21 protein-coding genes are annotated in these 19652 nt (G+C 69.3%); 13 read left to right on the top strand and 8 right to left on the bottom strand.

Going from position 1 to position 19652, the window contains the following annotated elements; genetic code table 11:
- Positions 1-81: 81 nt before the first annotated feature.
- Positions 82-672, top strand: coding sequence for a TetR/AcrR family transcriptional regulator (locus L3Q65_RS30465; RefSeq protein ID WP_033288150.1), 591 nt, complete (start codon positions 82-84; stop codon positions 670-672).
- A 4-nt stretch (positions 673-676) separates the two neighbouring features.
- Here L3Q65_RS30465 and L3Q65_RS30460 read toward each other — a convergent pair whose 3' ends face one another.
- From L3Q65_RS30460 to L3Q65_RS30450, 3 genes are read right to left on the bottom strand one after another with little or no spacing between them, the layout of a single operon-like run.
- Positions 677-1057, bottom strand: coding sequence for a VOC family protein (locus tag L3Q65_RS30460; RefSeq protein ID WP_182889789.1), 381 nt, complete (start codon positions 1055-1057; stop codon positions 677-679).
- A complete protein-coding gene (locus L3Q65_RS30455; protein ID WP_182889790.1) occupies positions 1057-1455 on the bottom strand; it encodes an NUDIX domain-containing protein in 399 nt (132 codons plus the stop codon). Before L3Q65_RS30455 ends, L3Q65_RS30460 begins: the two co-directional genes overlap by 1 nt.
- Positions 1456-1465: 10 nt before the next feature.
- On the bottom strand, positions 1466-1999 hold the full coding sequence (locus tag L3Q65_RS30450) for a MarR family winged helix-turn-helix transcriptional regulator (RefSeq protein WP_182889791.1): 534 nt from the start codon (positions 1997-1999) through the stop codon (positions 1466-1468).
- Between the two features lie 31 nt (positions 2000-2030).
- Here L3Q65_RS30450 and L3Q65_RS30445 point away from each other — a divergent pair, with 31 nt between their 5' ends.
- A complete protein-coding gene (locus L3Q65_RS30445; RefSeq protein ID WP_182889792.1) occupies positions 2031-2747 on the top strand; it encodes an SDR family NAD(P)-dependent oxidoreductase in 717 nt (238 codons plus the stop codon).
- 2 nt (positions 2748-2749) lie between these two features.
- On the opposite strand, the gene L3Q65_RS30440 is transcribed toward L3Q65_RS30445, so the two are convergent.
- Genes L3Q65_RS30440 through L3Q65_RS30430 form a run of 3 tightly spaced genes read right to left on the bottom strand, consistent with a single transcriptional unit; the run spans position 2750 to position 5696 of the window.
- Entirely contained in the window at positions 2750-3901 is a 1152-nt protein-coding gene (locus tag L3Q65_RS30440; RefSeq protein ID WP_237597274.1) for a sorbosone dehydrogenase family protein, read from the bottom strand.
- A 20-nt stretch (positions 3902-3921) separates the two neighbouring features.
- Positions 3922-4575, bottom strand: a complete 654-nt coding sequence (locus L3Q65_RS30435; RefSeq protein WP_182889794.1) for a response regulator transcription factor — start codon at positions 4573-4575, stop codon at positions 3922-3924.
- Complete coding sequence (locus L3Q65_RS30430; protein WP_237600956.1) at positions 4572-5696, bottom strand: sensor histidine kinase; 1125 nt, start codon at positions 5694-5696, stop codon at positions 4572-4574. Before L3Q65_RS30430 ends, L3Q65_RS30435 begins: the two co-directional genes overlap by 4 nt.
- Positions 5697-5842: 146 nt before the next feature.
- Between L3Q65_RS30430 and L3Q65_RS30425 the strand changes: the two genes are divergently transcribed.
- Both L3Q65_RS30425 and L3Q65_RS30420 read left to right on the top strand, forming a co-directional pair.
- Positions 5843-6448, top strand: coding sequence for a class I SAM-dependent methyltransferase (locus L3Q65_RS30425; RefSeq protein WP_182889795.1), 606 nt, complete (start codon positions 5843-5845; stop codon positions 6446-6448).
- The gene (locus L3Q65_RS30420; RefSeq protein WP_182889796.1) at positions 6420-6926 is read left to right on the top strand and encodes a DedA family protein; all 507 of its coding nucleotides are present in this window, start codon (positions 6420-6422) and stop codon (positions 6924-6926) included. The genes L3Q65_RS30425 and L3Q65_RS30420 overlap by 29 nt, the downstream gene beginning before the upstream one ends.
- On the opposite strand, the gene L3Q65_RS30415 is transcribed toward L3Q65_RS30420, so the two are convergent.
- A complete protein-coding gene (locus tag L3Q65_RS30415; protein WP_237597273.1) occupies positions 6904-7680 on the bottom strand; it encodes a helix-turn-helix transcriptional regulator in 777 nt (258 codons plus the stop codon). The two genes, L3Q65_RS30420 and L3Q65_RS30415, sit on opposite strands and share 23 nt — an antisense overlap.
- 88 nt (positions 7681-7768) lie before the next feature.
- Here L3Q65_RS30415 and L3Q65_RS30410 point away from each other — a divergent pair, with 88 nt between their 5' ends.
- Both L3Q65_RS30410 and mfd read left to right on the top strand, forming a co-directional pair.
- Positions 7769-8710: an LLM class flavin-dependent oxidoreductase gene (locus L3Q65_RS30410; RefSeq protein ID WP_182889798.1), complete on the top strand. Its 942-nt coding sequence runs from the start codon at positions 7769-7771 to the stop codon at positions 8708-8710.
- A gap of 24 nt (positions 8711-8734) precedes the next feature.
- Positions 8735-12295 carry a transcription-repair coupling factor gene (gene mfd / locus L3Q65_RS30405; protein ID WP_237600955.1) on the top strand — a complete coding sequence of 1187 codons (3561 nt, stop codon included), beginning with the start codon at positions 8735-8737 and terminating at the stop codon, positions 12293-12295.
- Positions 12296-12467: 172 nt separating this feature from the next.
- Here mfd and L3Q65_RS30400 read toward each other — a convergent pair whose 3' ends face one another.
- A complete protein-coding gene (locus L3Q65_RS30400; protein ID WP_182889799.1) occupies positions 12468-12881 on the bottom strand; it encodes a hypothetical protein in 414 nt (137 codons plus the stop codon).
- Positions 12882-12962: 81 nt separating this feature from the next.
- Here L3Q65_RS30400 and L3Q65_RS30395 point away from each other — a divergent pair, with 81 nt between their 5' ends.
- The 7 genes from L3Q65_RS30395 (at position 12963) to L3Q65_RS30365 (ending at position 19646) form a co-directional block, all read left to right on the top strand.
- Positions 12963-13961 carry a hypothetical protein gene (locus L3Q65_RS30395; protein WP_312872059.1) on the top strand — a complete coding sequence of 333 codons (999 nt, stop codon included), beginning with the start codon at positions 12963-12965 and terminating at the stop codon, positions 13959-13961.
- Positions 13958-14872, top strand: coding sequence for a MazG family protein (locus tag L3Q65_RS30390; protein WP_182889801.1), 915 nt, complete (start codon positions 13958-13960; stop codon positions 14870-14872). Before L3Q65_RS30395 ends, L3Q65_RS30390 begins: the two co-directional genes overlap by 4 nt.
- Positions 14873-15539: 667 nt before the next feature.
- A complete protein-coding gene (locus L3Q65_RS30385; protein ID WP_237600954.1) occupies positions 15540-16094 on the top strand; it encodes an RNA polymerase sigma factor in 555 nt (184 codons plus the stop codon).
- A gap of 29 nt (positions 16095-16123) precedes the next feature.
- Positions 16124-16912: a zf-HC2 domain-containing protein gene (locus tag L3Q65_RS30380; RefSeq protein WP_237597272.1), complete on the top strand. Its 789-nt coding sequence runs from the start codon at positions 16124-16126 to the stop codon at positions 16910-16912.
- A gap of 21 nt (positions 16913-16933) precedes the next feature.
- Positions 16934-17737: an ABC transporter ATP-binding protein gene (locus tag L3Q65_RS30375; RefSeq protein ID WP_182889803.1), complete on the top strand. Its 804-nt coding sequence runs from the start codon at positions 16934-16936 to the stop codon at positions 17735-17737.
- A complete protein-coding gene (locus L3Q65_RS30370; RefSeq protein WP_237597271.1) occupies positions 17737-19083 on the top strand; it encodes a hypothetical protein in 1347 nt (448 codons plus the stop codon). Before L3Q65_RS30375 ends, L3Q65_RS30370 begins: the two co-directional genes overlap by 1 nt.
- Entirely contained in the window at positions 19083-19646 is a 564-nt protein-coding gene (locus tag L3Q65_RS30365) for a hypothetical protein (protein WP_182889805.1), read from the top strand. Before L3Q65_RS30370 ends, L3Q65_RS30365 begins: the two co-directional genes overlap by 1 nt.
- Positions 19647-19652: the final 6 nt, after the last annotated feature.

Below are 19652 nucleotides of genomic sequence, written 5' to 3'. Positions count from 1 at the left end.
CGAATGGCGGGGAGACGACGGGCGAAGCGAGAAGCGGCGGTCACCGGTGCGAGGCCGGCCGCACCGGTCGCCCGGGTGCGGATGACCGGCAGCGAGCGCAGGCAGCAGTTGCTCAACGTGGCGCGCGCTTTGTTCGCCGAAAAGGGTTTCGACGGCACCTCGGTCGAGGAGATCGCCGCGCGGGCGAACGTGTCCAAACCGGTTGTCTACGAGCACTTCGGCGGCAAGGAAGGCATCTACGCCGTTGTCGTCGACCGGGAGACGCAACTGCTGCTCGACCGGATGGTTTCGACGCTGCACGGTGGACACCCGCGGGTGATGCTGGAGCAGGCGGCCGTCGCGTTGCTGAGCTACGTCGAGGATTCCCACGACGGTTTCCGCATTCTCGTCCGCGATTCCCCGGTCGCCAGTTCCACTGGCACCTTCTCGACTGTGCTCAACGACATCGCGAGCCAGGTCGAGCACATCCTCGCGCAGCAGTTCGCCGCGCGCGGGTATGAGGAGAAGCTGTCCGCGCTTTACGCGCAAGCGCTGGTCGGCATGGTCGCGCTCACCGGGCAGTGGTGGCTGGACGCGCGCAAACCGAAGCGGGACGAGGTCGCCGCGCATCTGGTGAATCTCGCCTGGAACGGGTTGTCCCACTTGGAAAACAAGCCCCGGCTGCTCGGCTGAGCGTTCAGCTGCCGGACGGCGCGTTGCTCAGATCCACGACGCAGAACAGGTTGTCGTCCGGGTCGGCGAGGACGACGAAGTCCGGCTCCGGCGGGTAGTGCGGCCAGTCGACCCGTTGTGCGCCCAGCCCGATCAGCCGTTCCACCTCGGCACGCTGTTCGTCCGCGGTGTCGGTGTAGAGGTCCAGGTGCAGCCGCGGCATGGGTTCGGCGGGCGAGTCGCTTCGCATGAGCCCGAGTGCGTGCGCGCCGCCCGGGTGAGCCAGCGTCCGCCACGTCTCGCTCGCCCATTCCGGGTCCTCGACCAGCCCGAGCGCCGCGGACCAGAACCGCATCGCGCGTTCGAGGTCGGCGACTCCGAGCACCGTGGTCCCGAGTCGCAGCATCAGACCAGTTTTCCTTGCGTGTGCAGGTCGTCGAGGATCAGCTGGACTGTCGCCGACACCTTGTCGCGATCAGCGTGGGCGAGCCAGCCGAACGACTCGATCTCGCTGCTCGGCTTCAGTTCGCCGGTGTATTTCGCGGTGTAGCAGGTCATCCGCACCACGACGCCGTCCGCTTTGCCGTGCGCCTGCGCTTCCCAGGTTCCGGCCGGCTGCGCGGAAGCCGGATCCAGCGTCACGCTCAGTTCCTCGGCGATCTCCCGGATCAGCGTCTCGACGTCCGACTCGCCCTCCTCGCGTTTCCCGCCCGGGAGGTACCAGGTGTCCTTGCCTGCCGAGCGCGCGGCGAGCAGCTTGCCGTCGACCACGTGCAGCCAGGCGACTTTGTCGATGGTGGGCATGTCAGCCACCCTACCTCCGCGCCCGCCGGTCCAGGCCCGCGAGCAGGATGCGCAGGAGATCGGCGAGCTGATCGCGCTGCTCCGGAGACAGCGAGGACACCAGGGTCTCCTCGTGTTCCAGCAGATCGCCGACGGTTCGCTCGATCAACTCGTGGCCGGCCTGGGTCAGCTCGACGTATACCGCGCGACGGTCCGAAGTGGACTTCACCCGGCGGACGTGCCCGTCGCGTTCGGCACGCGCGGTTTGCTGGGAGATCGCGCCGGGACTGACCCGGCAGCGTTTTGCGAGTTCGCCCGCGCTGAGCCGGTACGGCGGCCCGGCCCGGCGCAGCGTGCTGAGCAGGGTGCGGGTCGAGGCGTCCATCCCGAGTTCGAGCATGGTCGCGCGCCGGTCGTCCTCCAGCAGTTTCGCGATGTGCCAGATCCGCGTGATCACGCCGATGGACGACACCGGCGTGCCCGGCCGCTCCCGCAGCCACGCCCGCTGAATCTCGTCCACCTCGTCGCTTGACGGGTTTTCCCCGTCGCCGGTACCGTCGTCCACAAGAGGTACTTTAGCAATAAAGGACGTGGGGATGAATCGGGAAGCAGTGGTAACCGGGGGCGGCACCGGAATCGGGTACGCGATCGCCGCGGCGTTTGCCAGGGCGGGCGACCGGGTCACGATCACCGGACGGCGCGAGGAGGTGCTCACCGAGGCGGCGACACTGCTCGGCGCGCGTGCGGTGAGCTTCGACGCGAGCGATCCCGAGGCGGTCGAGGCAGCGCGCGACCAGTTGCCCGAACGGATCGACGTGCTGGTGAACAACGCCGGCGGCAACACGGATTTCCTGCGTGCGGACGACGGAGACCTGAAAGCGCTCGACGCCGCCTGGACGGCCAACCTCAGGGCGAACCTGTTCAGCGCCGCGTTCGTGACCACGGCGTTGAAGGAGCGACTGGCCGACAACGGCCGCATCGTCACGATCGGTTCGATCGCCGGACACACCGGCGCCGAATCGTACGGCTGGGCGAAAGCCGCGGTGGAAGTGTGGAATACCGAAACCGCACGGCAATTCGGTCCGCGCGGGATCACTGCGAACATCGTCGCGCCGGGATTGATCGTGGACACCGAATTCTTCCGCGGGAAACTCTCCGCCGAGCGCCAGGAGCGGCTGGTCGAGAACACGATGACGAAGCGCGCGGGCAAGCCGGAGGACGTCGCGGAAGTGGTGCGGTTCCTGGCTTCCCCGGAGGCCGGACACGTCACCGGCCAGGTCGTGCACGTGAACGGCGGCGCGTACGTCGGCTGACCTCAGCCGGGGGTCACGCGCAGTACTTTGTCGTTGCTGCCGTTGGAAGTCGTCACGTACAGCGAGCCGTCCGGTCCGCTTCGCGCCGCGCGCAACCGGCCGAACTTGTCGTTGAACTCCGCTGGCAGCGTGACTCCGGTGACCTTCGCAGCCGCGTCCAAGTGCAGCAGCAGGAGTTTCTGTCCCTTCAAAGCGACCACGACCAGCGCGCCTTCGTTCGCGCCCCACTGCTTGCCGGTAAGGAAGGCGTCACCGCTGGTCGCCTCGGTGATCTGCCCGCTAGTCCACAATGGACGAACCGCGTCCGGGAACCGCTTGGTGTCGGTCATCGGCACGCTCTCGTCGTAGCTGGAGTCAGTGCCGCCCTTCGACGGGTCCCAGCCGTAATTTCCGCCCGGACGCAGGAGATTCACCTCGTCGTCGAACGCCGGTCCGTGTTCGGAAGTGACCACCTGACCGGTGCCCGGCCGGATCGCGACGCCCTGCACGTTGCGGTGTCCGTAGGTGTAGATCCGGCGTTCGTTCGGGTCGCTGGAGGACAGGAATGGGTTGCCCGGCAACGGTTCTCCGGTTTTCGCGTTGATCCGCAGCACCTTGCCGCCCAGGCTGTGCCGGTCCTGCGCGACGGTGGACCGCGCGGTGTCGCCGGTGCCGACGAGCAGCGCGCCGTCGGGAGCGAGCGTCGGGCGGCAGCCGGAATGGCGTCCGCTCGGGTTCACCGGCAGGCCGGTCAGCAGGTCGCGCACCTTCGCCGCGCTCGCGCCGTCGTCGGCGAGCCGCCAGGTGACGAGCCGGACGTCCACCGCGCGGCCGTTTTCCTGGTGGGTCTGGCAGGTGGTGAACTCGCGCGAGGTCGCGAAGTCCGCCGCCAGGACCAGGCCCATCAGGCCGCCTTCGCCCTGCACGAGGACGTCGGAGAAATCGGCGTGCACGTCGGTCGTCCGGCCGTCGCGGACCAGCGCGAGCTTGCCGGGGCGCTGCGGCACGAGCAGTGAACCGTCGGGCAGGAAGGCGACGTCCCAGCCGTGTTCGAGGCCGCCCGCGACTTCTCGTACGGTGAACCGGCTCGGCTCCGGCTTCGCCGGGGAACTCGCCGGCGCCGCCGAGCAGGCGGAGAGCAGCAGGACAGAGGCGAGCAACGCGACGAGACGCATGAGTCCAAGCATGCCTCGATTCAGCCGCCCGGGCGTACCAATCCGGACTCATACGCGAACACGACCGCGTGCACCCGGTCCCGCAGCCCGAGCTTGTTCAGCAACCGGCCGACGTGCGTCTTCACCGTCGTCTCGCCGATGAACAGCGTCGCGGCGATCTCGGTGTTCGACAGTCCGCGCGCGATCAGGCCGAGCACGTCCTTCTCGCGTTCGGTCAGCGTCTCCAGCTTCTGCTCGTCCAGCGGCGTCCGGTGCGCGCTGAGATAGCGGTCGAGCAGGCGTTTCGTGACCGACGGCGACACCATCGCGTCACCGCGCAGCACGCCTCGGATCGCCACCAGCATTTCGTCCGACGGCGCGTCCTTGACCAGGAATCCGCTGGCCCCGGCGCGCAGCGCGGAGTAGGCGTACTCGTCGAGGTCGAAGGTCGTGATCACCAAGACCGAGGTGTCCGGCAGTTCGGCGCAGATCTGCGCGGTGGCCGCGACGCCGTCGAGCACCGGCATCCGGACGTCCATCAGCACGAGGTCCGGGCGTCGCGCGCGGGCGAGTTCGACGGCTTCCGCGCCGTCGCCCGCCTCGGCGACCACCTCCAGGTCGGGCTGGCTGTCGACGATCATCCGCAGGCCGACGCGCACGAGTTCCTGGTCGTCGCAGATCAGCACGGACGTCATGCGGCGTCCGTCCGCAGCGTGGCCGACACGCGGTAGCCGCCGTCCGGCAGCGCGCCGGTTTCGAGCTTGCCGTGGTACATCGCGACGCGCTGGGCCATGCCGGTGAGCCCCCGCCCGGACCCGGGCAGTCCGGCCTCGACCGGTTGCCGTCCGCCGGAGTTCGTCACCTCGATGTGGATTTCCGGACCGGCGAAGACGACCCGGACCCGGCCGGTCGCGTCAGGCGGCGCGTGTTTGAGCATGTTGGTCAAGGCCTCCTGGACGATGCGGTACGCCTGAAGCGCGACTCCGGCGGGCAGGTCGGCGATGTCGCCGTCGACTTCGAGTGTGATGTCGCGGCCGGACTGCGCGACGAGCGTGCGCAACTGGTCGAGCGTCGGCTGCGGAGCGCGTGCGGGTTCGCCAGCATGCATCACTTCTAACAGCCGCCGCAGTTCGGCGAGCGCGGAACGGCCGGTTTTGCTGATGGTGTCGAGCGTACGGTCGACAGCGTCGGGATCGTGATGGCGTGCGAGCTTCGCTCCTTCGGCGTTCAGGACGATCACGCTCATGCTGTGTGCGAGTACGTCGTGAAGCTCTCTCGCGATCCGTGTGCGCTCTTCAGCGACTGAAGCGCGACTGCGGGCTTGTTCCTCGGACGCCGCCAGTTCCGCTCTTAACCGTTCTTCTTCGGCGAGGTGTTCCTTCGTGCGGAAGAACGCACCGAGCGCCCAGGCTGCCAGGTACAGCGGCAGTGCGCCGAAGATGGTGAGCGTCGGGTTCAGGGTGTTGGTGCCCCAGGTGAATCCCCAGAAGGCGTCCAGCCCGACGACAGCAACCGCGAAGCCAATGAACCATCTGTCGCCGGCTTTGACGAGCGTGTACAGCATGACTGCCATCGCGAGGTCGCTGCGGCCGCGGTCGTATGCCCACACTTCGTTTGTGTAGACGATTGCTACGCCGATGAGGATCAGGAGCGCGACTGTGCGCGGGAAGCGGCGACGCAGCAACAGCGGCAGCAGGAACAGCATCGAAGCCATGCGGATCAGCCACGTCTCTTGATCCGCGATGTTGGGGCCGAAGGCGACGAAGACGGCGTACAGCGGCAAGTCCAGCAACCAACGCTGCTTGCGCACCCACATCACCAGTCCCCGCACGAAACGAACGTAACTCGCGGGCGTCGTCGCGCGCGTCGTTCCGGAGGATGGCTGTGGTCCTCCGAGCGGACGACTTTTCCCGCCGACCGAGGTGATCCGCGACGACCGAGTCGCTTCATACCGTCACAAACATGTCGATTACCAGGGAGTTCTTCCGGCATCCGATGCGTACCGGCGCGATCGCGGCGAGCTCGGCACGGCTGGCCGGAGTGATGACTGCGGGCCTGGGCGTTGAAAGCGCGCACAGCGTCGTGGAGCTAGGGCCGGGAACGGGCGTGTTCACCGAAGTACTGCTTCGCATGCTCCAGCGCGACGCGCATTTCACGGCGGTAGAAATCAACACGCACCTCGTGCAGGAGCTACGTACCCGCTTCCCGTCGTTGCACATTGCGGAAGGCTCTGCGGAACACGTCGCCGCGTACGTGACCATGCCGGTCGACGTGGTCGTCTCCGGCTTGCCGTGGACAGCTATGCACGCTGCGCCACAGGCCGCGGTACTGAATGCCGTCTGCGAAGTGCTTTCGCCGCAAGGCCGTTTCACCACCTTCGCGTACGCGCACACCGCTTGGACGCCGCCAGCGCGTCGCTTCGCACGGTTGCTGCGAAGCCGCTTCGCGGTTGTCGAACGCACCAGTGTGGTTTGGCGGAACCTGCCGCCGGCGTACGTGTACCGCGCGGCCTTGCCAGTGCGGTCGGGACTGGACCGCTATGGACAGCCTGCTTCAGCCACTTCTTGACGCTCCCGCGCCGCTCGTCTACCTGATCTGCGCACTGGTGATCATGGCCGAGACAGCGCTGTTGCCCGGCATCGTGCTGCCGACGCTGTCCACCTTGCTGCTCATGGGGTTCCTTGTGCAACGAGGGACTTTACAGCTGTGGCCAGCGCTCGCAGTCTGTGTCGCATCGGCGTTAGCGGGGGACCAGCTCGCGTACTGGGAGGGACGACTGTGGGGTCCGAAGCTGCGACGGTCGCGCGTAGGGCAGCGGATCGGCGAAGCGAAGTGGGACAAGGCTGAAGCGACCGTCGCGCGTTATGGCGTGCCCGCAGTCGTTCTAGGGCGGTGCCTCGCGGGCGTACGCACTCTCGTGCCGCGCGTCGCCGGTTCCGCCGGACTGTCGTACCGACGCTTCTTCGTCGGAAGCCTGTGTGCGGCACTGCTGTGGGCGGGCGTGGAGCTGACGATGGGTCAGGTCACCGGGTGGGTCGCGCCTTGAGCAGTTCCGCTGTCGAAGCGTCGGCGGGCAGGAAGGTCTCGAGGCTCAGCTCCGCGACCGTGACGTCGACCGCGGTGGCGAACTGCGTGATCGCGGTGAGCAGTCGCAGTTCGCCCGCTGAACTGGACAGTTGCAGCGGCACGGCGAAGCCGAGATGGTCGCCGGACGGTTCGCCGGGCGACGGCAGGTAGCCGGTGAGTTCGTCCAGCAACGCCTGATGTCGCGGATCAGGTCCGTGTGCCAGACCGCGGCGAGGGCGTTCGAGGACGTGCTGCGCCCAATCGGCGAAGTTCAGGATGCGCGGTGCCATCCCGCGCGGGTGCAACGCCAGCCTCAGCACATTGATCGGCGGTTCGAGCAGATCGGCGGCGACATCTTCGGTGAGCAGATCGAAGCTGTCGTTCGCCGCGACGAGGTCGCCGTAGCGGTTCACGACCAGCGCCGGATACGGCTCGTGCCCGGCGAGCAGCGCGCGCAGCGACTCCAGGACCGGCGTCAGCGCGGGGTCGTCCAGCCGCGTTTCGGGGTAGACCGGCGCGTACCCGGCGGTCAGCAGCAAGGCGTTGCGCTCGCGCAGCGGCAGGCCGAGCGCCTCGGCGACGCGCACCACCATGCCGCGGCCGGGCAGCGAACGGCCGCGTTCCATGAAGCTGACGTGACGCTGCGTCGTCCCGGCTTTCAGGGCAAGGTCGAGCTGGCTGAGCCGACGGCGGGAACGGGCGTCGCGCAAGGCGTCGGCGAACGTGGTGGGCACCTGCGCGATTCTGGCCGGTGCTCGGGTCCGCCTGCCATTCCCCGCAGGGAATTGCCGGGGTGCCCGGCCGCGCTGGATCGTCGACGGCGTGGAATTCGGACTACTTCTTCCTGCCGGACAGGCACAGCTCGAAGCAGGCGGCACCCCGCGTGCCCTCGTCGCGTTGGCTCGCGAAGCCGAACGGCTCGGATTCGCGTCGATCTGGGCCGGTGACTCGCTTTCCCGGCCCAGGATCGAACCGCTCACCCTGCTCACCGCGGTCGCGCAGGCCACCGAACACGTCACGGTCGGCACTGCCGTGCTGCTGCCCGCACACCGCAATCCGGTGCAGACCGCGATGACGCTCGCGTCGGTCGACCTCATCTCCGAAGGACGGCTGGCGGTCGGCGTCGGCGCGGGCTTCCCCGGCTTCAGCGAGCGAGAGTTCGAGCTGGCCGGGGTCGATTTCCGGACGCGGTTCTCGCATCTGGACGACGTCGTCACGCTCTGGCGCGAGCTGTGGACCGGGCAGCCGCAGTCGTTCCACGGGAAGGTCCTGCACTACGACTGGCTGCCGCAGGCGGTCCGGCCCGCGCGCCCCGGCGGACCGCCCATCTGGCTGGGCGGCGCGACGCCGGCCGCGCTCCGCCGCACCGCGCTGCGTTACGACGGCTGGCTCCCGTACCCGCCGGATCCCGCGGATTACGCGTCCGGCCTCGCGACGATCCGCGCCACCAGCGATCGCACGGTCACGCCGTCGCTGTTCTTGACTGCCTACGTCGACCCCGACCGCAGTCGTGGCCTTCGCGTCCTGGAGGACTACGCACAGGCGACTTATCGACGGCCGTTGGCGCAGATCAGCACCATTCAGGCGACCGTGACCGGCCCGATCGAGGAAGTCGCGGCGACGGTGCGCCGATACGCGGAGGCCGGAGCGGAACACGTGCTGCTGCGCGTCGGCTCGCTGGAACCCGGTGCGGTCGAGCGGCAGCTGCCCCTGTTGGCGGAGGTGATCGCCGGGGAGCGGAAACCTGTCGGTGCCGCGACGTAGGCTGGGACGGTGACCGACGCTGTACTGTCCGGACTCCTCCAAGCCATCCTTCCCGACCCGGCGCTGCGCGGCGTTGTCGAGCGCGCCGGCGCCCCGCTGCTCGAACTGCAAGGCGCTGTCGCCGTACGGCAGCTCGTGGCCGCCGCGCTGGCCGAAGACCCCGAGCGCGGCGGCGCGGGCCGTCCGGTGCTGGCCGTCACCGCCACCGGACGCGAGGCCGACGAGCTGACCGCGTCGCTCGGCGCGCTGCTCGGCCCCGATCGCGTGGCCGACTTCCCGTCCTGGGAGACGCTGCCGCACGAGCGCCTTTCGCCGCGCGCGGACACCGTCGGGCGGCGGCTGGAAGTGCTGCACCGCCTGCACACCGGGGACGAGGACCTGCGGGTCGTGGTCGCGACCGTGCGCAGCCTCATCCAGCCGATGGCCCCCGGGCTCGGCTCGCTCGCGCCGATCGACCTGGTCGTCGGCGAGGAGCAGAGCTTCGAGGACCTGCTCGAACGGCTGGTCGAGCTGGCGTACACGCGCGTGGACATGGTCGAGAAGCGCGGCGAGTTCGCGGTCCGCGGCGGCATCCTCGACCTGTTCGGGCCCACTGCGCAGCATCCGGTCCGCGTCGAGTTCTGGGGCGACGAGGTCAGCGAGATCCGCGCGTTCGCGGTGTCCGACCAGCGTTCGCTGCCCGGCGAGATCCAGCGGGTCACCGCGCCGCCGTGCCGCGAATTGCTGCTCACGCCGGACGTCAAGGAGCGCGCGGCGGAGCTCGCCACCACGTACGAGGCCGACGCGCACCTGGCCGAAATGCTCACCAAGCTGTCCGGCGGCGTCCCGGTCGAGGGCATGGAGGCGCTCATCCCGGTGCTCTGCGAGGGCGAACTGTCCTTGCTCACCGATGCGATGCCCCGCGGCAGTCACGTGCTGCTGGCCGATCCGGAGAAGATCCGCGCCCGCGCGGCCGACCTCGTCCGCACCGGGCAGGAGTTCCTCGAAGCGTCCTGGACGACGGCCGCGGCAGGCGGGCAGGCCCCGATCGATCTCGGCGCGTCGGCGTACCGCGATCTGGCCGAGGTCGCGTCGCACGCGCAGGAGACGAAGCGCCCGTGGTGGACGCTCACCCAGCTGACCAGCGAAGACCCGGATGTCTACCGCGTCGGCATCGAGCCCGCGCCTGCCTACCGGGGCGAGCTGGAACGCGCGATGACCGACCTGCGCGCGCACCTCGCGTCCGGCGGCACCGGCGTGCTCGTCGTCGCCGGACAGGGCACCGCCAGCCGCGCGGTCGAGCAGCTGATGGCGGCCGAGGTCCCGGCGAAGCACGTCGAAGCACTCGCCGATGTGCCGCCGGCCGGGGTCGTCACGGTCACCTGCGGCGGGCTCGCGGAGGGCTTCGTCTCGCCGGAGCGTGCCCTCGTGGTGCTGTCCGAGGCCGACCTGACCGGCCGCGGCGCCACCGCCGGATCGTCCACAAAGGACTTGAACACGAAGATGCCGTCGCGCCGCCGCGGCGCGGTCGACCCACTGGCGCTCAAGGCGGGCGACTACGTGGTGCACGACCAGCACGGCATCGGCCGGTTCGTGGAGATGGTGCAGCGCACGGTCGCCGGCGCGACCCGCGAGTACCTGCTGCTGGAGTACGCGTCGTCCAAACGCGGCCAGCCCGGCGACCGGCTGTTCGTGCCCACCGACCAGCTCGACGAGGTGTCCCGCTACGTCGGCGGCGAACTGCCCACGCTCAACAAGCTCGGCGGCTCGGACTGGAAGAACACCAAGGCGCGCGCCAAGAAAGCGGTCAAGGAGATCGCCGCCGAACTGGTGCAGCTCTACGCCGCCCGGCAAGCCGCGCCCGGCCACGCGTTCGGCCCGGACACGCCGTGGCAGTCCGAGCTGGAAGACGCCTTCCCGTTCACCGAGACCAACGACCAGCTCGCGGCCATCGACGAGGTCAAGTCGGACATGGAACGCGGCGTCCCGATGGACCGCGTGATCTGCGGCGACGTCGGCTACGGCAAGACCGAGATCGCGGTGCGCGCGGCGTTCAAGGCGGTGCAGGACGGCAAACAGGTGGCCGTGCTCGTGCCGACGACGCTGCTCGCGCAGCAGCACCTGAACACGTTCACCGAACGCATGCGGTCGTTCCCGGTCACCATCAAGGGCCTTTCGCGGTTCACGCACAAGGCCGAATCGGACCGGATCCTCGAACAGCTCGCCGACGGCGAGGTCGACATCGTCATCGGCACGCACCGGCTGTTGCAGACCGGCATCCGCTACAAGGACCTCGGCCTCGTGATTGTCGACGAGGAACAGCGGTTCGGCGTGGAGCACAAGGAACACATCAAGGCGCTGCGCACGCACGTCGACGTGCTCACCATGTCGGCGACGCCGATCCCGCGCACGCTCGAGATGTCGCTGGCCGGCATCCGCGAGATGTCGACCATCCTCACCCCGCCGGAAGACCGGCACCCGATCTTGACCTACGTCGGCGCGTACGACGACAAGCAGGTCGGCGCCGCGGTCCGGCGCGAGCTGCTGCGCGACGGCCAGGTGTTCTACGTGCACAACCGGGTGTCGTCGATCGAGAAGGCGGCGAAGCGGATCCGCGAACTGGTGCCGGAGGCGCGCGTCGTCACCGCGCACGGGCAGATGAACGAGGACAAGCTCGAAAAGATCATCCAGGGCTTCTGGGAGAACGAGTACGACGTCCTCGTCTGCACCACGATCGTCGAAACCGGCCTCGACATCTCCAACGCCAACACGCTGATCGTGGAACGCGGCGACATGCTCGGCCTGGCCCAGCTGCACCAGCTGCGCGGCCGGGTCGGGCGAGGGCGCGAACGCGGGTACGCGTACTTCCTGTACCCGCCGGAGGCCCCGCTCACCGAGACCGCGCACGACCGGCTGGCCACCATCGCGCAGAACACCGAACTCGGCGCGGGCATGGCGGTCGCGATGAAGGACCTCGAAATCCGCGGCGCGGGCAACATCCTCGGCGCGGAACAGTCCGGACACATCGCGGGCGTCGGATTCGACCTGTACGTCCGGCTCGTCGGCGAAGCGGTCGAGGCATTCCGGCGGCACGCGGGCGCGGAGCCCGCGGAGGACGAGGAACTGGCCGAAGTCCGCGTCGACCTGCCGGTAGACGCACACATCCCGCACGATTACGTCCCCGGCGAACGACTGCGGCTGGAGGCGTACCGCAAGATCGCCTCAGCTCCCGACACCGCGGCCCTCGACGCGGTACGCGAGGAACTGGTCGACCGCTACGGCCAGCCGCCGGCCCCGGTCACCCGCCTGCTCGCGGTCGCAGCGTTCCGGCACGCCTGCCGCGCGGCGGGTGTCACGGAGGTCGCGGTGCAAGGCAACACGATCCGGTTCGCGCCGCTGCCGTTGATGGACTCGCAGCTGGTGCGGCTGAAACGCTTGTACCCCAAGGCGTTGTACAAGGCGGTCACCAACACGGTGTCGGTGCCTAAACCCACCGAAGGCCCGGCGGGCGGCCGGATGGGCGCGCCGGTGTTGCGAGACCAGGAACTGCTCGATTGGTGCACAAAGCTGTTGGCGCAGTTGACGAAAACCCCAGCGGCGGTGTGAGTGCTGCGGCGGACCTCGCCGCCGCCGTCGCCGGTTCCGTACGAAATCGGTGCTCGCGGCGGCCTCGATGGCGAGGTGCCGCCGCGGCCCGAACACTTTGCTGCGGTACGAAATCGGTGCCCGCAGCGGTTTCCCGGCGAGACTCTGCCGCTTTCCGTGGCCAAGCGGTGGTTCAGCTAGCCGAGCAGACCTCAAACCCCGGCGGTTGCGCCGTGGCCAGTCGCAGTGCCACCTCCTCCTGCGGCGTAGGCAGCGCCCCGCATCCGGACATCGGCAACGGCCGGGGATGCCGCGGCACCCGGGCTCCCGAACCACCGCCGCGGCCCGGGTACACGAGCAGGCCGCGTTCCGGATCCGGCACCGCGTCGAGAGCGGCGGTCACCGCGGGCAAGTGCCGGAAGCGATCGCGTTTCTCTTCCGACGAAAACTCGATCTCCAGCGTCACGCCCCAGCGATGGACGTGCCACGTCCACTGTTCGGCGCCGTTGGTCAGCGCGGCCTCGGTCAGCCGGTCGCCGTGAGCACGTTGCCACGCGCTCGCCGCGAAGGCCCCGTCGAGGACTTCGATCGACAACCAAGAGTCCATATGTCGACAATAGCCCGCTGAATGCCTCGATGGTGTTGCGTTTCGAGGCCATGTGAGAGGGTAGGGCCTGTGATGCGGATCATGGGGCGCCGCCGTGCGCTGGGCGCCGTTCTCGCCGGAGCTTTCCTTCTCGCCGGATGCGGTACCGGCCCCAGTCAGGTGGGCATGGCCGCGGTCGTCGACGGTCAGGTGACCACCATCGACCAGGTCCAGGCGCTGCTCGACCGGGCCGTGCAGGAGCAGCCGTACGCCCGGCAGCTCGCCTCGCGGCATCAGCTCGACCTCGTCGGGCGCGAGATCGTCCGGCAGACGCTGCTGCACGAGGTCGTCGTGAAGGCCGCACAGAAGGAAGGCATTTCCGTCGACGAGGCCACCGTCAGCGAGGCCATGCAACAAGATCCGCTCGCGTCGCCGGTGCCCGAGTCCGTCACGCAGGACCAGTCGGCGGCCGTCACCCAGCTCGTCTGGCGGCTGCGCGACCACCGCGAGGCCGTCACCGATCAGTATCTGCAGCAGCGAATCGCGCTCAAGTACCTGCCGACGCTCTCGGTCAACTTCGACTACACCAGCATCGGCGCGCCGACCTCGGAGAGCCAGGCCCCGTCGATCGACCCGAAGGCCGCGCGCAGCCAGGCCATCGCCAAGGCTGAGGAATACGCGAGCGACCCGGGCAAGATCCAGGCCGACATCCAGAGCGGCACGCAGGGCAACGTGGGCCAGCAGGCTCCTGCGCTCTCGTCGCCGCAGGACGCCGCGACCGTGCTGTTCGGCGTGCCCGCGAACACCGCGATCGCGTTTCAGCCGAACCCGGCGAGCGCGCCGACCTGGTGGGTCACCGCCGTGGTGCGGAAGCGGACGACGGACGCGAAGGTCGCCACCGACCAGGTCCAGCAGCCGACCGCGGCGCAGCTGGGCGCGATCGGCGTGCGGATGCTCCAGCCGTACGTTGGCAACGTGGACTTCAAAATCAACCCGCGCTACGGCGTGTGGGACGCAGTCGGCATGAACCTCGCCCCCAGTGCGGCCGAGGTGACGGGCGTGGCCGTGCCGCTGCACGGCGGTGCCCCGGCGCAGCAGTGACCGGCACCGTAGTCCTGGTCCGGGGCGCGACCCTGCCCGCGGCCGCCCTGCCCCTGCTTCGCACCAGCGCCGTGTACGCCGCGTCCGACGTCGACCCCGCGCAGTTCGGCGTCCCGCGAATAGGCGAGTCCTTCGCGGATGTCGTGTTGCTCGCGGCTTCCCGCGCCGAACCCACCGCGGCTGCCATGCTCGCCGCTGGCGCGCGGCTGATCGAAACCCCCGCACCCCCGCTAGTCGAAGCGGTCGAGGTCATGGACCGCCTGCGCTCACCTGGCGGCTGCCCGTGGGACGCCCGGCAGACGCACGAATCCCTGCGGCAGTACCTGGTCGAGGAAACGTACGAACTACTGGAAGCCATCGAGGACAACGACCGCGCCGCCCTGCGCGAAGAACTGGGCGACGTCCTCCTTCAGGTCTTGTTCCACGCCCGCGTAGCCGCCGAACACGGCCGCGCACCTTTCACCATCGACGACGTAGCCCGCGACCTAGTGGACAAACTGGTAGGCCGCCACCCGAACGTCTTCGCCGACGCAGCCCGCATCGCCTCGGCCGAGCATCAAGAACTGAAGTGGGAAGAGCTGAAGCAGGCCGAGAAGCAACGCAAGTCCATTGTGGACGGCGTCGCATTGGGTCAGCCCGCGGTCGCCCTGGCCGGAAAACTGGGCCAGCGCAGCGGCCGGGCCGGAATCCCGCTGGACCTGTTCCCGCAGGACACCTCGGCCCCCGCCCAACTCTTCCGAACGGCGGCCACCGCTCGTCGGGGCGGGCTGGATCCCGAGGGTGAGCTGAGGGCAGTGGCCAAGCAGTTCGCCCGCGACATCCGCGCGGCGGAGACGGCGGCGAGGAAGGCCGGGGTCGAACCGACGACGCTGGAAGCCGAAGGCTGGCGAAAGTTCTGGCCCTCGGCTTGAGCCGGTTTCGCTGCGGTGCTGGGGTTTCCGCGGCGAGGGTGTGATTGACGGCTGGCGGGATCTTTCGCCTGGGGATCCGGCGCGGCCTGCTTTCCCGGGCCTTACGTGGATCCGGTGCGCGACTTGCGTTCTCCGGGGCCTGACACGATCGTCGTCCGTGGTGCCGTGGTGCCGTGGTGCCGTGGTGCCGTGGTGCCGTGGTGCCGTGGTGCCGTGGTGCCGTGGTGCCGTGGTGCCGTGGTGCCGTGGTGCCGTGGTGCCGTGCCAGCACGTGGACCTGTCCCAAGCCTGGTGACCGGCGGCCGGGTGCTCGTGAGTGTTTGTAACGGTTAGAACCGGGACAAACACTCACGAGCACCCAGTCCACTGCCGCCCGCGCGGTTCGGCGGGCTCCTCCCGCTCCCGCAGCCGCCCGGGATCGGCGTGGAGAGGCAAGTTCGCCGCAGCACAGGCAGAATCTGCCCGCCTCCATCCGCGCCACCGCCCGTACACCAGAGCGCGCGCCCTGCCGGGCCGACCGCCCTCACTCGAACGACGGAGCCCCGCCCCATCTGCCCCTCCCTCCGCCGCCACCCGGGCACGATGGCGTCCGACATCTCGATTCAAAGTGTGACTCATATCACTTAATTTAGAGAACCGTAAGCGCGGAGGTGGCGTCTTGCCGGGTGTGAAGCACAAGCCACCCAGGGAGCCGGACGAGGAACGCCTTCTCCGGCGCACCGCCCGCGGTGATCGTGCGGCGTTCGAAGAGCTGTACCGCCGCACGTCGCCGTGGCTCGCGATACGCCTGCGGCACCGCTGCTCCGATGACCAGATCATCGCGGAGGTGATGCAGGAGACCTACCTCGCCGTGTGGCGCGCCGCGGGTTCGTTCGCGGGCGTCGTCGCAGGCGGCTCCGCGGTGGGCTGGGTGTGGACGATCGCGGTGCGGCGGCTCATCGACGCGTTCCGACGGCGTGCGCACCACGCGCATCCGCCGCCCGGAGTGCACGAGTCGCTGTCCGCGCCCGCCGCCGAAGAGGAGGCACTGGCGGGCACGGTCGGCGATTCGGTGGGTGACGCTTTGCGCAGTCTCGCGCCGGAGCTGCGCGAGGTCCTGCAAGCCATGGCGCTTGACGGATTGTCGGTTCGGGAGACCGCGATCCTGCTCGGCCTGCCCGAGGGCACGGTCAAAACCCGGGCCCGGCGCGCCCGGATCGCGATGCGGGAGGCGTTGTCGTGAAACCAGGACTGTCTGAAGGAGGTCAAGCCATGAACCACGTATCCGACCGGATGCTCGCCGGCTACGTCGCCGGTCGCGCACTGCCGGGGGACGAGGCATGGGCGATCGAAGGGCACCTGGAGAACTGCGCGCAATGCCGGGCGCGGCTCGCCGGCGCGTCCACCGCCGAGGTGACCGGCCTGCTCGACACCGTGTGGGCCGGGCTGGAGCCGGATCTCGCCCAAGCACCTCAGCCGATGCCGCGCCGGGCCGCGGCGCGGCTGCATTGCTGGGCGACCCCGGTGATGGTGCCGTGGCTGTTGATGGTCCTCGTGGTCGGCGCGTTGTCGGTCTACCTCGACCGGGCATTGCACGACGGGCTGTCGTTCGTGCAATTGCTTTCCCCCGTGCTGCCGGTCTTCGGGGTGGCGGCGGCGTGGACCCGCGGGCTCGATCCGTCGTACGAACTCACCGCGGCCACCCCGCGCGCCGGACTGGAGCTGATCCTGCGCCGGACCACGGCGGTCGTGGTGCCGGTGCTGGCGGTACTGCTCGCCGCGGGCTGGCTGGTCGGCGCGCGGATGGGGTTCGGGCTGCTGCCGAGTCTCGCGTTCACCACGGGGACTCTCGCGCTCGGCACGTTCATCGGTGTCGCCTGGGCGGCATCGATTCTGGTCGGCCTGTGGCTCGGCGCACTGGTGGTGCCGAGCGTCGCGTTCGGGGGCACGGTGCTGCTGGAGGACGTCGCCTGGCCGGGCTGGCTGGCGGCCGCCGTCGTCGCGACCGTGTTCGTAGTGCTTCGCCGGAACACCTTCACGCAGCTTGCTGTGCATCACTGACGGAAACGAGAGGGGACACCGATGCGGGCTGTGGAAGCCGCCGAGGTCGCTCCGGCGACCTACGCCTGGGAAATCCAGGCACAGGGACTGAAAGTGCGGGTCGGCCGCAAGAAGATGGCGGTCGACGGCCTCGATCTCGCACTCGGCACGGGGGTGCACGGGCTGCTCGGGCCGAACGGAGCGGGCAAGACCACCTTGATCCGCACCTTGGCCACGGTGCTGCGGCCGACGGAAGGCAGGCTGGCGCTGCTCGGAGAGCCCGTCGGGGGGCACTTCGACCAGCGCGGCCTGCGCCGCCGGATCGGCTATCTGCCGCAAACCTTCGGGTACTACAAGCGGTTCACCGTCCGCGAGTTCGTCGAATACCTGGCGTGGCTCAAGGAAATGCCCAAACGCGAGGTGCCGGGCGCGGTGCAGCGCGCGATCGAGCGGGTCGGTCTCGCCGAACGCGCCGGGGACAAAATGAAGACGCTGTCCGGCGGCATGATCCGCCGGGTCGGCATCGCGCAGGCAATCGTGAACGACCCGGTGCTCCTGCTGCTCGACGAGCCCACCGCCGGGCTCGATCCGGCGCAGCGACTGCGTTTCCGGGAACTGCTGCAGGAAATCGGCAGGGACGCGTGCGTCGTCGTGTCCACCCACCTGGTCGAAGACGTCGCCGCGGCGTGCTCGGACGTCGTCCTGTTCGAGGGCGGGAAGCTGGTTTTCCAAGGCACGCCAGCCGATCTGGCTGCGGCTGGCAGCGAAGCGGACGTCGGCGACAGTCCGATCGAGCGCGGCTATTCGGCGCTGCTCGGCCACGCACAGGGGAAGGGAGCCTGGTGATGAGCGTGTTCCGGATCGAACTCCGGCGCACCATCGCACCGTGGGTGCCCGTTGTGGTCCTGGTGGTGGGGCTGGGGTTTCTGTTGTTCTCCCGCGGGCCGTGGGGCCACGGGTCCGCGGCTTGGGACGCCACCTGGCTGACCGCGGTCCGATGGTCCCGCTACCTGCTGGTGCTGTTGTGGCCGATCATCGTCGGAGCCGCGGCGATCCAGGGCATGCGGGACGCCCGCGCCGGAGTCGGCGAACTGTTCCAGTCCACGCCGCGGCCCGCCGGGCAGCGGGCCAGGACGCTCGCGTTCGCGGTCGGGCTCGCCGCCGTGGTCGGCTACCTGGTGCTGGTCGCCGCCGGGGTCGGGCAGGTCGTGGCCGACGGCGGGATGGTCACCTCGGCGTGGGTAATGCAGTTACTGCTCGGCGTGCTGTCCGTGGTCGCCGGGGTAGCGCTGGGGCTGGGCCTCGGGCGGTTGCTGCCGTATCCGATCACTGCTCCGGCGCTCACGGTGCTCGCCCTGGTCGGCGGACTGGTGCTGCAGATGTCGGGCGAGACCGCACGGGTGCCGAATCGGGCCGTGCTGCTCGGGATCGGACAGCTGCAGCCGCGCGGTCCGTTCGACGTGCCGGTGCCCTCGGCGCAGTTCGGACAGCTGTGCTGGCTGCTAGGGCTTTCCGCGGCGGGATTCCTGTTGCTGCTCGCCGGTTCGCCGCGAATCAAAGCGCTCGCGCTGGTTCCGGTGGCAGCCGGGCTGGCGGTGGCCTTGCCGCTGTTCCCGCCCACCCTGGAGAACAACTACACCGTCGACAAGGCAGCTGCCGCCCTTGTGTGCGACGGCCCGGTGTGCGTCACGCGGCTGCACGAGGATTGGCTGTCCACAGTGGCCGGTCCTGGCAAGGAAGCCCTACGGCTGCTGGAGAAACTGCCGCAACGTCCCGGCCGGGTCGAGGAATCGACAGTGTCGTTCGGCAACACCAAGGTGGGTCCGCGAGATCCGTCTCGCCTGCTGATGCAGCAGGACGACTACGCGATGTATGACAAACGCGGTCACCGCCTCACTCTGACGCTGCTGAGTGGCGCTGGCACGCTGCCTTGTCACGCCGCGTCCTACGGCGGCGAGCAGAACGATCGAGAGGACGCCGCGCGCTGGGTAATGGCGCAGTGGCTGGCAGGCTCGTACACGCCGCCGACCTCGTCCGCCCAGCCTCCGCTGCGGACTCGGACGGATCCGGCGTGGGCCGCGTTGAAGGCGGTGCCGGAGGCGGAACAGACCGCCCGGGTCGCTTCGGCGCGGCAGCTGGAACTGACCTGCACTGGTGACCCGCTGAAGGTCCTCACGGAAGGTGCGCGCTGATGCGGTGGACAGCGCTGTACGCGCGGTCGCGCCACCTCTCAGTGTCGCTGGCGGCGGTGGTGCTTTGCGCCGTCGTTCTTCCGCCGCTGCTGGGCGACAACTGGAGGACGTTCTTCGCGACAGTCACCCTCGGTGCCGCGGTCGCGGTGGCAGGCGTGGGTCTCAGCGGGCAGGACATCGATCTGGACCGCACGGCCTCCTTCCGCTGGCCGCCGCGGCGGCTCGTGCACCTGCTGCTGATCGGTGCGGTGGCCGGTGGAGTAATGCTCGCGGTACAAGGCTTTGTCGATCACCCGATCGAATCCGGCTGGATCCTTCGCAATGCGGCCGGGCTCATCGGCCTGACCGGGCTGGCGGCCACGCTGTTCGGCGGCCAGTTCGGCTGGACGCTGCCCTTGGGCTGGGCGATGACGGCGGTGTTCGTCCCGAGTGCTGTCGGTCAGGTCTACGACGTCGTGGCTTGGCCGATGGCGACGGCGGATTCCACGGCGGCATGGTGGACCGCTGGGCTGCTGTTCGCAGCGGGAACGGCGGCGTACACGGTGGCGGGCGCTCGAAGATGAACCAGT

Source organism: Amycolatopsis sp. FU40, from assembly GCF_021903635.1.
GTDB classification, from domain to species: domain Bacteria; phylum Actinomycetota; class Actinomycetes; order Mycobacteriales; family Pseudonocardiaceae; genus Amycolatopsis; species Amycolatopsis dendrobii.
This window is presented reverse-complemented; position numbering and strand designations above follow the sequence as displayed.

What these genes read in the sequence shown, in the direction of transcription:
- L3Q65_RS30465 (WP_033288150.1), top strand. Translation starts at nt 82, where the DNA reads ATGACCGGCAGCGAGCGCAGGCAGCAGTTGCTCAACGTGGCGCGCGCT.
- L3Q65_RS30460 (WP_182889789.1), bottom strand. Translation starts at nt 1,057, where the DNA reads ATGCTGCGACTCGGGACCACGGTGCTCGGAGTCGCCGACCTCGAACGC.
- L3Q65_RS30455 (WP_182889790.1), bottom strand. Translation starts at nt 1,455, where the DNA reads ATGCCCACCATCGACAAAGTCGCCTGGCTGCACGTGGTCGACGGCAAG.
- L3Q65_RS30445 (WP_182889792.1), top strand. Translation starts at nt 2,031, where the DNA reads ATGAATCGGGAAGCAGTGGTAACCGGGGGCGGCACCGGAATCGGGTAC.
- L3Q65_RS30440 (WP_237597274.1), bottom strand. Translation starts at nt 3,901, where the DNA reads ATGCGTCTCGTCGCGTTGCTCGCCTCTGTCCTGCTGCTCTCCGCCTGC.
- L3Q65_RS30435 (WP_182889794.1), bottom strand. Translation starts at nt 4,575, where the DNA reads ATGACGTCCGTGCTGATCTGCGACGACCAGGAACTCGTGCGCGTCGGC.
- L3Q65_RS30430 (WP_237600956.1), bottom strand. Translation starts at nt 5,696, where the DNA reads ATGTGGGTGCGCAAGCAGCGTTGGTTGCTGGACTTGCCGCTGTACGCC.
- L3Q65_RS30425 (WP_182889795.1), top strand. Translation starts at nt 5,843, where the DNA reads ATGTCGATTACCAGGGAGTTCTTCCGGCATCCGATGCGTACCGGCGCG.
- L3Q65_RS30420 (WP_182889796.1), top strand. Translation starts at nt 6,420, where the DNA reads ATGGACAGCCTGCTTCAGCCACTTCTTGACGCTCCCGCGCCGCTCGTC.
- L3Q65_RS30400 (WP_182889799.1), bottom strand. Translation starts at nt 12,881, where the DNA reads ATGGACTCTTGGTTGTCGATCGAAGTCCTCGACGGGGCCTTCGCGGCG.
- L3Q65_RS30395 (WP_312872059.1), top strand. Translation starts at nt 12,963, where the DNA reads ATGGGGCGCCGCCGTGCGCTGGGCGCCGTTCTCGCCGGAGCTTTCCTT.
- L3Q65_RS30380 (WP_237597272.1), top strand. Translation starts at nt 16,124, where the DNA reads ATGAACCACGTATCCGACCGGATGCTCGCCGGCTACGTCGCCGGTCGC.
- L3Q65_RS30375 (WP_182889803.1), top strand. Translation starts at nt 16,934, where the DNA reads ATGCGGGCTGTGGAAGCCGCCGAGGTCGCTCCGGCGACCTACGCCTGG.
- L3Q65_RS30370 (WP_237597271.1), top strand. Translation starts at nt 17,737, where the DNA reads ATGAGCGTGTTCCGGATCGAACTCCGGCGCACCATCGCACCGTGGGTG.
- L3Q65_RS30365 (WP_182889805.1), top strand. Translation starts at nt 19,083, where the DNA reads ATGCGGTGGACAGCGCTGTACGCGCGGTCGCGCCACCTCTCAGTGTCG.